This is a genomic window from Terribacillus saccharophilus (assembly GCF_002272745.1).
GTDB lineage: Bacteria > Bacillota > Bacilli > Bacillales > Amphibacillaceae > Terribacillus > Terribacillus saccharophilus_B.
Window position 1 is genome coordinate 220,680 of the sequence record NZ_NPBD01000015.1, and the last position, 10,287, is coordinate 230,966.

The window sequence follows — 10,287 nt, forward strand, 5'->3', positions numbered from 1 at the left end:
ATGTAATAATCGATCAATATCTCTCTGAATACCGGCTCGCTTCAGCATTCTTCACTGTTTTAAGAATAGGAGGTCTGCGATATTATCTTCTTCGCATCAATTTAAGGAGATTTTTTTTGCTCAACTGTATGTTCTAGTTTTATTTTCATGTCTTAACTTCAGGTAATACCTCCAAACGTAAAAGTTTTAAAATAAATTCTTGAAGCTCATGTCGATTCATCAAACGGACATTACATGCCTTAGCCATTCCAAGTCTAACGCCCATATAACGAGGATTAGACCTCCAAAGTCCCCCCTTCACAAGCCGCAATTTAGTATAATATTCTATGTACAACGAAAGAAGTGAGACTTTGAAGAAGATAAAAAAGAGATTCCTATTTACTTTAATAGCAATTATTGCATTAGTTTTTTTCTTTTATTTCCAAAATAATTCAATAGTAATAACAGAATCTACTATAAGTTCAAAAAGGATTCCAGCGAGTTTTAATGATTATAAAATAGTACAGTTATCGGATCTTCATAGCAAGACCTTTAGAAATAGACAAAATGTGTTAGTTGAAAAAGTCAGTAATACCAACCCAGATTTGATTGTTTTCACTGGTGATTTAGTTGATTCAAAAAACTATAATGAGGATACAAGTCTGAATTTAATAAGGGAATTAATACATATTGCTCCCATTTATTTTGTAACAGGAAATCACGAGTGGTGGTCTGGCAAATTTGACATCCTTGAAAAGGAATTAAATGATATAGGTGTTAAAGTTTTGAGAAACACAAATGATGTCATATCAAAAGGGCATGAGAAAATACAGATCATTGGAATTGATGACCCTGCATATGTAGATGATTCTTATAGGGAACGCACTATTACAGAAGAAGCTATTGAGGATTCAATCGAGGGAATGGAAGATGATTATTTCAAGATTTTATTATCACATAGACCCGAATTTCTTTCGGTTTATTCAAAATATGGAATTGATGTAGTTTTTTCAGGTCATGCTCACGGTGGTCAAGTTAGAATACCATTTGTCGGTGGTTTAGTTGCTCCCAACCAAGGTTTTCTCCCAAAGTATACTGCAGGTAAACACGATCTAGATAATACTTCAATGTTTGTTAATAGAGGTCTCGGAAATAGTAAAATTCCTTTGAGAATATTTAATCGTCCAGAAATTATTGTTTTAACTTTATCTAGAAGCTAAATAAATACAATAGATAAGAGGATTCACTAATCCCTAAAATTTCACAATTACGTTTATGTAATATTGTTAAAAAACAATAAAAAAGAAGACCACTACTATTTTAGCGGTCTTCTTTCCATTCTATTAGTTATAAACATCCTCTACCGGCGTATCTCCAGCAAGCAAGGATACTATCTTCCCTTCCGCCTTCTCATTTCCGATAGCTGCGACGATTGCACGTGCCACATCTTCTCGTGGAATCTGCGTTGTCTTGAATTCGGATGGATCTGTTGTGACTTTACCAGTTCCTGCATCATCTGCTAATCCGCCAGGACGCAGAATTGTATAGTTCAGCTTGCTATTTTGAATGATCTGATCCGCATAGTGCTTTGCAATGTAATATGGCTTCATGCTTTCGCTCCACTCTTCTGGAGAATCAGCGTGGATAGCGCTAACCATGATGAATTGCTTCGCTCCAACTTTCTCAGCAGCTTTAACTGACTTCGCAGCGCCGTCCAAATCGATCGTCAACGTCTTGTCAGGTCCAGTGCTTCCGCCGGAACCTGCTGTGAATACGACTACATCTGATCCTTGGATCGCGTCTGTAATCGCGTCTACATTATCCTCCAAGTTCAAGTAAACCGGTTTTACGCCTTTCTCTTCGAAATATCCGAATTGCTCTTCCTTTCGCAATCCGACACACACTTCATGCTCATTTTTTTCGTTCAGAACATTGACTAGGTTTTTCCCTACTTTACCGTTTGCTCCAATAATGAATACTTTACTCATGTTAATCCCTCATCCCTGTTTATTTTAAAAAGCTATCATAATCTGTTCGTTCGTTTTGTACACCGATCCATTTCGTTTCCGTGAATTCTTCCAATGCCCACTTACCGTTGAAACGGCCAAGACCGGATTGCTTCACACCGCCGAATGGCGCTTGCGGTTCGTCATTGATGCTCTGATCGTTGACATGAATCATTCCTGTTTCAATTCGTTTTGCAATCAATTCACCATGTCGTACTGTAGAATGAACTGCACCAGAAAGACCATATGGATGCTCATTTGCCATCTCCACTGCTTCGTCTTCTGTTTCGAACGTAATGATTGGCGCGATTGGTCCGAATATCTCTTCGGCTGCAAGTGGTGACTGATTGTCTACTTGATTGACGACTGTAGGCTCTAACACATTGTCATGGAAGTTGCCGCCTGTAAGAACATTTGCTCCAGCATCGATTGCGCGCTGCAGCTGCTCTTTTATGCTGTCCACTTGCTGCTCGTTTATAATCGGACCTACTTGTGTATTTTTATCTGCAGGGTCACCGTAACGCAATTCTTTGACTTTATCAACGAACTTGCTCGTGAATTCCTCTGCTACAGATGACTGAACAAGTATGCGGTTCAGCGCGATACAAACCTGCCCCTGGTGATAGAACTTACCATATACAGCAGATTCTACTGCCGCATCTATATTGGCATCCTCCATCACGATAAGCACGTTGTTGCCGCCAAGCTCCAATGCTGTACTTTTCAATTCGCCTGCAGCAAGAGATGCGATATGTTTGCCGACTCCAGTGGAACCAGTAAACGAAATCATACGGGGAATCGGATGCCTCACAAAACTATCCCCGATTTCGGAGCTTTTACCGCTGACAAGATTGATCAGGCCTTTAGGCGCACCAGCTTCTTCGAATAAAGCCGCTACAAGCGAGCCTGCAGTGACAGTTGTATCCTTAGAAGGTTTGATAACAACTCCGTTACCTGTTGCCAGCGCTGCTGCTACAGAACGCATTGTTAAATGCAGCGGGAAGTTCCAAGGACTAATAACACCGATTACTCCTAGCGGTTCCTGATAAACTTTGTTCACTTTACCAGGTACATGAGAAAGAAATACTTCTCCCTTCATCCGATTCGGATAAGAAGCAGCTTCCTTCATAAAATTAACCGCGGTCGTAATCTCACCGACAGCTTTTTTATACGTACTGCCGGCTTCCTTAATCAACCATTCGATAAAAAGTTCTTTCTCCTTTTCAATGATCTGGATTGCTTTCTCAATCAGGTCACGCTTCACCTGAGGTGGCTGCTCGGCCCATTCTTTCTGTGCTCGTGCCGCTGCTTTGTAAGCTTCATCCAAGTCTTCTTCGTTCGCCCCTTGGATTGTAAGCAACGTTTCTCCTGTATATGGATTTACATTTTCAAACGTATCTTCGCTATTCCCTTTTCGCCATTCTCCATTTATATAAAGTAAATCAAACTGCTTTCGCAAGATAACGCCTCCTTAGGATTTGTCTCGACTTAGAGACAATTCCCCCTTTACATGAGATTAAACAAGCTGTCTGTGAAATGTCTTCTTCTTTTCTCAGCATTTTCTAATTTTCACTTCATGTTGCTCTAAGATGCGTTGGATATAGTAGTACCATAACAACAACCAAGGAGATGGATAATATGAAAAGAAAGAACTTACTAGCAAGCGGTTTGGCGATTACATTGGCAGCTGGATTAGGATTCGGTTTCCAGCATGTAAGTGCGGACGACGATAAAGTACCCGCTGATACGAAAGTAAATCTGAATCAAGCAATTGACAATGCAAGCAAAGAACAAGCAGGAACAGTAACTAGCGTAGAGCTTGATACAGCACGAAATGGGCAGGCTTATTACGAAGTGGATGTAAATGATGATAAAGCAGAATACGATGTTCGTGTGAATGCGGATGATGGTACTGTCGAATCAAGAAAAGATAATGACGATGATGATGATGATAATAACCAAGTACCTCAGCCAAAAGTGGACATCAAAACTGCAGCTGAAACAGCTCTGGCACAGGAAAAAGGTGCCACACTGACAGATATCTCACTAGATGAAGATGATGGCAGACTGGAATATGATGTGGAGCTTCGTACCGATAAGGATGAGATCGAAGTGACAGTTGATGCAGAATCCGGCGAAGTGACATATACAGAAAAAGAATCCATCCATGACGATCAAGATGATGATGGTGATGATGACTAATGAAGACCAGAGTCTCCTATTGGAGGCTCTTTTTTATGTTTTAGATTTTCTAAACAGGTTATTAGTTAGGAGAACTAGACATCCGAAAGGAGCAATCAAATCATGAGCGAAAACATTCAAGATAAAGTTGTCATTATTACAGGTGCATCAAGCGGCATTGGAGAGGCAACAGCAAAAGAATTAGCGCAGCATGGTGCTAAGGTTGTCCTTGCTGCCCGACGAGAAGAACGTTTGCAAGAGCTGGCAGAATCCATCAAGCATGATGGCGGAGAAGCTATTTATCAAGTGACCGATGTAACAAAGCAGGAAGAAGTTGAACAGCTGGCCCAGCTTGCTCTGGATACGTACGGTCAAATTGATGCTATCTTCAACAATGCGGGTCTGATGCCACTATCCTTCTTGCACAAAAAACAAATTTCCGAATGGGATACGATGGTAGACGTTAATATCAAAGGTGTATTATACGGCATTGCTGCTGTGCTGCCTCATATGCGTGAGCGCAAGCAAGGTCATATTATCAATACTTCCTCCGTTGCGGGGCATAAATCTGGACCAGGAACTGCTGTTTATTCCGGAACGAAATTCGCTGTACGCGCCATCACGGAAGGCTTGCGCCAGGAAGAAGCGGAAAACAATATCCGAACAACAATCATCTCACCTGGAGCTATTAAAACTGAACTTCCGGATAGTATTACAGATGATGAAATCCGCGAAAGCATGGGCGAAACATTAGGAGCTGCCGTTTCGCCAGACAGTATTGCTCGCGCTGTCCGTTATGCTCTAAGCGAACCGGGTGATGTGGCAGTCAATGAACTGCTCATTCGTCCAACGAAACAAAAAGGCTAATAACAAGAGAAAAGCACCTCTCCGGCTTATACGGGAGGTGCTTTTGGTTAATCGCTCAGATTACCGCCATTCGTTTCAATAACCTTTTTGTACCAATAGAAGCTGCTCTTTTTAACCCGTTTAAGAGAACCATTGCCATCATTGTCCTTATCCACGTAGATATAGCCATACCGCTTCTTCATTTCCCCAGTACTCGCACTGACCAGATCAATCGGTCCCCAACTAGTATAGCCAAGGATATCGACGCCATCCTGAATTGCTTCACCCATTTGTTCCAAGTGCTTTTGCAGGTAGTCAATACGGTATGAATCCTCCACTTGACCTTCTTCATTGACTGTATCCACCGCGCCTAGTCCGTTTTCTACGACAAACAACGGTTTCTGATATCGATCATAAAGCTGATTTGCTGTAATGCGGAAACCTGTCGGGTCAATCGTCCATCCCCACTCCGACTTTGGCAGATACGGATTTTCCACAGAACCGAATACATTTCCTGACGTCGTCTTACCGAGTACTTCCGGATCCGTACTCGTTGTACGACTGGCATAATAACTGAACCCGATATAATCGACTGTATGACGGAGGATTGTTTCATCTTCTGGTTCCATCTGGATATCGATATTATTATCCTTGAAAAAGCGCTTTGCATATCCAGGATAAGCTCCTCGAGCCTGAACATCGATAAAGAAGAAGGAATCTCTGTCTCGATCCATCGCATCAAGATAATCCGCTGGATTCGCCGAATACGGATAAGTTGTACCCGCAGCCAGCATACAACCGATTTTGGCATCTGGAATGATGGCATGACATGCTTTCACAGCCAATGCACTGGCGACTAACTGATGGTGAGCTGCTTGGTATTGAATTTGCTTCCTGTCATCCCCTTCACGAAAGACAAGACCTGCTCCGACAAATGGCAGATGCAGAAGCATGTTGATTTCGTTAAAGGTCATCCAATACTTCACTTTATCTTTGTATCTTGTAAATATAGTTTCAGCGTATTTTTCAAAGAAGGTTACAAGCTCACGGTTCCGCCAGCTTCCGTATTTCTCTACAAGATGGACTGGCACGTCGAAATGCGCCATCGTTACAACCGGCTCGATTTCATGCTTTCGCAATTCATCAAACAAATTATCATAGAATTGCAGTCCTTCTTCATTTGGTTGTTCTTCATCTCCCTGCGGGAAGATACGAGCCCAAGCAATAGAAACTCGTAATGCCTTGAACCCCATCTCTGCAAATAAAGCGATATCCTCTTTGTAGCTATGATAGAAATCAATCGCCTCATGCGATGGATAATAGGCTCCAGCAACTGGCTCAAGCGTTTCAATATTCCCCTGCATAATTGAAAATCTATCTGCTCCAATCGGCAGCAAGTCGACTGTTGTTAGCCCTTTACCACTTTTACGATAGGCACCTTCTACTTGATTGGCTGCGACGGCGCCGCCCCATAAAAATCCTTCTGGAAAAACACTCATATACTCTGCTCCCTTTCTCTTTATATCTACTGATCAAGCATTCTATATATTCAAGGTAAGCAGTGGCTCGCCCCATTTCACTTGTTTTTCTTCTGTTGCTGCCACTAAATTGTAAGCCCTTACATCAGTTACCACAACTGGTGTCGTAATATCAAAGCCGGCACTCTGGATATTATCTAAATCGAACTCTATGAGCAGCTGCCCTTTTTCCACGCGATCTCCTTGCTTTATTTGAGCATCAAAGAACTTGCCATCCAACTGAACTGTATCCATTCCGATATGGATGAGAATCTCTGCCCCACTATCGGTTGTGATTCCGACAGCATGTTTTGTTGGGAATAAAACAGATACAAAGCCAGAAGCAGGAGCGTACAGCTTTCCTTCTGATGGAATGATTGCTACACCCTTGCCGAGTGCACCTGTTGCAAATGCCTCATCCTTAATTTCAGATAACGGAACAATAGAACCTTGAAATGGACTAGCAATCACGTCATTACCAATAGCCAGCTTCTCTTCTTTCTGAATCGGTGTTGTTGGATCTTGCACTGTGTCAGGTTTGTTGTTTTCCTTTGTGAATCCGAATAGCATCGTAAGTACAAATGCACTCGCAAAAGCCACTCCTATCGAGATGAATGATCCCCAGAATCCCAAATCAAAACCGTTTGGACCTATGAATGTAGGGATTTGGAAGATGCCAAGTCCCCCTGTCATATATCCAGTTGTTTTCGTTATACCTAAAACAGCTCCACCTAAAGCTCCACCGATACAACTAATGATAAATGGCCGTTTTAGCGGCAATGTAATACCGTAGATCGCTGGCTCCGTCACACCAAAGATTCCAGAGATAAAGGCAGGTATGCTTAATGTTTTAAGTTTTCTCTGCTTGATGCGGATCCAAACAGCCAATACTGCACCAATCTGTGCAAAGGAAGCAGCAAATACGAGTGCTAAAACAGGATCTCCGCCGTAAACAGCTAGGTTATTGATTGAGATCGGTACAAGTCCCCAATGCAAACCGAAGATAACGAAGATCTGCCAGAAAGCTCCTAGGAACAAACCAGCAATGATTGGGCTCAAGTCATAGATGCTAAGCGTTGCTTGCCCGATCAGTTGCCCTGCCCACGTTGCAATTGGACCGATAATTAAGAATGTCAACGGTACAACTACCAGCAATGTCAAGAATGGTACAACAAAGGTTTTGATAACATCAGGTACAATCTTCGCAAAGCCTCTTTCTACTTTTGCTGCAAAGAACGTCGCTAAAATGATAGGAATAACAGAGGATGAATACGTCATCAAAATTACCGGCATCCCTAAGAAAGTAATATGGACAGGTGATTCAAACAGCGTACCACTGAATAATGTATACAGCGGATCACCGGTTGTAAGACCGGAAAGTGTCGGATAAACAAGCGCCGCTCCGATAGCCATCCCAATAAAATGACTGCCGCCGAACTTTTTCATTGCAGTATAGCCCAAGAAAATTGGGAAGAAGTAGAACAAGGAATCGCCAACAGCGTTTAAGATCTGATAGGTTCCGGATTCTTCTTTAAGCCATCCAAAAGCAAGAAACATTGCGTTAAAACCTTTGATCATACCTGTTGCAGCCAATACACCCAGTACTGGCGTAAAGATACTAGAGATAATATCTATAAACCTATTGAAAGGATTTGTATCCTTGTCTTCATCCTGCGATGCTTGCTCGTTACCAGTAAATCCACCCACATGCGCTACTGCTTTATATACATCCGGCACATGGTTGCCGATGACAACTTGATACTGTCCGCCACTCTTAAGAACGGTAACAACATCATCCATGTTCTTCAGTGCTTCGGTATTTGCTTTATTCTCATCCTTCAACTTGAAGCGTAAACGAGTAATACAATGGACAACACTGTTGACATTTTCGCGGCCTCCGACTTGCTCGATGATATCTTTGGCCAGTTGCTCATACTTCATCTTAATCCCACCTTTTATTTGAGATTTGGCAAACAAAAAACCTGATCAGGTTGGCGCACAAATTGTGCAGCCAAGCTAATCAGGTTATGCCCTATTAAGGTAACATTCCTTCGAAGGATATTCAGCTGATAAGTAAAATTTATCACCTTAACTTTAAAATGTCAACGCTTACATTTTATTTACTTTTATTTTGCTGCGAATCATCTGTAAGACGGTGTATATGGACAGTCAAATACAATTGTTCATCCTGCGTAAGTCCGGAATCAAACTTTTCCTTTAAATAGACATCCATTCTTTCTGTACATTGAAATGCACGTTTGTACTTCAACCGCACTTGATCATAAAGGAATGATTCAGCCAGTTCTGGTAATCTCTCATCTCGCAGAAACCGTACAGCAAAAAAACGTAAGTGTGTCAGAAACCGCTCATAATTGACCGAGCTCTCATCTACGTTTCCTTTTAAATGATAGATAACAATATTCTGCAGATTACTGACTATTTCCGTTACTTGTACAGCTGTCAGCATGTGCTCGCCTGTCAGCTGACTGTTAACTAAATGCAATGCAATGGATGCAGCTTCATCTTCTCCTAAATGATAACCTGTATCTTCCTCGATGATATCAAGTGCTTTCCAGGCAATCTTATATTCTTGCTTATAATATTTTCGTATCTCCCACACAAGCGGATTTTTCAAAGTGATACCCTGTTTCTCTCTGCTTATGGCAAAACTAAGGTGATCAGTAAGTGCCACATAAAGGTATTCATCCAAGTCGTTCGGAAGATGACCGCGTGCATACTCTACTATTTTTGCAGCAATATTAAGATAAATGGGAGAAACGTCTCGCAGAAGTGTCTCTAATTTATCAGTCATACCTAATTTCTCTAAAATAAATTTTTTCTCAATCTGAGATACTTCTATCGGATCTCCTATTTTCTTCTTGAAAGCCAAACCTTTTCCCATCACGACCAGTTCCTGATTCTTATCACTTCTTGTGACCACAACACTATTGTTCAAGATCTTTTCTATCTTCATCGTTATCCCCCATTTCTCTAACAGAATGAAAAAAACCCAAATTCACACATAGCAACTGATCGCTAGTGCAAATTCAGGTTTTGCCCGCAGTGCGGTAACAATCCTCGTTCATTTGTAAACGCTTTACATAAAAGTATCATAGCAAATTTCCCCTGTCAATCTGATCATTATATGCTTAATTTCACTTTCTTTATTTTAACTATCAGTTATTTTAATTATAAAACGGGAATTACAAGCCAATTAATCGCTTTCCAACTCTGCAGAAAGGTATAATCGTAGCTGGTATAGAAATCTACTATTAGATATTTACATATACAGAAGGGATGTAAGAGGATGAGTACTCTACGAGAAGATGCACTGAAAATACACCGTGAAAATAAAGGGAAACTGACAATGAAGTCAAAAATCCCTGTCCGTAATGCAACGGATTTGAGTCTTGCTTATTCTCCTGGTGTAGCTGAGCCTTGTAAAGAAATTCACCAAAACAAGGATAACGTCTACGAATACACGATGAAAGGCAACATGGTTGCGGTTGTCAGTGACGGCTCTGCCGTACTTGGCCTTGGTAACATCGGTCCGGAAGCTTCTCTTCCGGTAATGGAAGGAAAATCTGTCCTATTCCAAAGCTTCGCAGGTGTGGATAGCTTCCCTATCGTGCTTGATACAAACGATGTCGACGAAATCGTTCGCACTGTAAAATTGATGGCACCAACATTCGGCGGCGTGAACTTGGAGGATATCTCTGCTCCTCGCTGCTTCGAAATCGAAGAGCGTTTGAAAGCGG

At 41.6% G+C, this 10,287-nt stretch carries 9 protein-coding genes; 4 read left to right on the forward strand and 5 right to left on the reverse strand.

What is annotated here, in order from left to right; all coding sequences use genetic code 11:
• Positions 1–350 precede the first annotated feature (350 nt).
• Positions 351–1,199 (forward strand): metallophosphoesterase, encoded by an 849-nt coding sequence (locus CHH58_RS15350; RefSeq protein WP_249275149.1) that lies wholly within the window; start codon positions 351–353, stop codon positions 1,197–1,199.
• 123 nt (positions 1,200–1,322) lie between these two features.
• On the opposite strand, the gene CHH58_RS15355 is transcribed toward CHH58_RS15350, so the two are convergent.
• Together CHH58_RS15355 and CHH58_RS15360 are read right to left on the reverse strand one after the other, a co-directional pair.
• Entirely contained in the window at positions 1,323–1,967 is a 645-nt protein-coding gene (locus CHH58_RS15355) for an SDR family oxidoreductase (RefSeq protein ID WP_095261421.1), read from the reverse strand.
• Positions 1,968–1,986: 19 nt separating this feature from the next.
• Positions 1,987–3,444, reverse strand: coding sequence for an aldehyde dehydrogenase family protein (locus tag CHH58_RS15360; RefSeq protein ID WP_095262768.1), 1,458 nt, complete (start codon positions 3,442–3,444; stop codon positions 1,987–1,989).
• Between the two features lie 179 nt (positions 3,445–3,623).
• On the opposite strand from CHH58_RS15360, the gene CHH58_RS15365 reads away from it, so the two are divergent.
• The gene (locus tag CHH58_RS15365) at positions 3,624–4,187 is read left to right on the forward strand and encodes a PepSY domain-containing protein (protein WP_170937656.1); all 564 of its coding nucleotides are present in this window, start codon (positions 3,624–3,626) and stop codon (positions 4,185–4,187) included.
• A gap of 102 nt (positions 4,188–4,289) precedes the next feature.
• On the forward strand, positions 4,290–5,033 hold the full coding sequence (locus CHH58_RS15370) for an SDR family oxidoreductase (protein ID WP_095233430.1): 744 nt from the start codon (positions 4,290–4,292) through the stop codon (positions 5,031–5,033).
• A 47-nt stretch (positions 5,034–5,080) separates the two neighbouring features.
• Here CHH58_RS15370 and CHH58_RS15375 read toward each other — a convergent pair whose 3' ends face one another.
• From CHH58_RS15375 to licT, 3 genes are all read right to left on the reverse strand, one after another.
• Positions 5,081–6,511 carry a 6-phospho-beta-glucosidase gene (locus CHH58_RS15375; RefSeq protein ID WP_095228521.1) on the reverse strand — a complete coding sequence of 477 codons (1,431 nt, stop codon included), beginning with the start codon at positions 6,509–6,511 and terminating at the stop codon, positions 5,081–5,083.
• 42 nt (positions 6,512–6,553) lie between these two features.
• Positions 6,554–8,470 (reverse strand): beta-glucoside-specific PTS transporter subunit IIABC, encoded by a 1,917-nt coding sequence (locus CHH58_RS15380; protein WP_095262769.1) that lies wholly within the window; start codon positions 8,468–8,470, stop codon positions 6,554–6,556.
• Between the two features lie 175 nt (positions 8,471–8,645).
• Positions 8,646–9,503, reverse strand: a complete 858-nt coding sequence (licT, locus tag CHH58_RS15385) for a BglG family transcription antiterminator LicT (RefSeq protein ID WP_095262770.1) — start codon at positions 9,501–9,503, stop codon at positions 8,646–8,648.
• Between the two features lie 333 nt (positions 9,504–9,836).
• Here licT and CHH58_RS15390 point away from each other — a divergent pair.
• A partial coding sequence (locus CHH58_RS15390; RefSeq protein ID WP_430980847.1) for an NAD(P)-dependent malic enzyme occupies positions 9,837–10,287 on the forward strand: 451 nt, incomplete at its 3' end.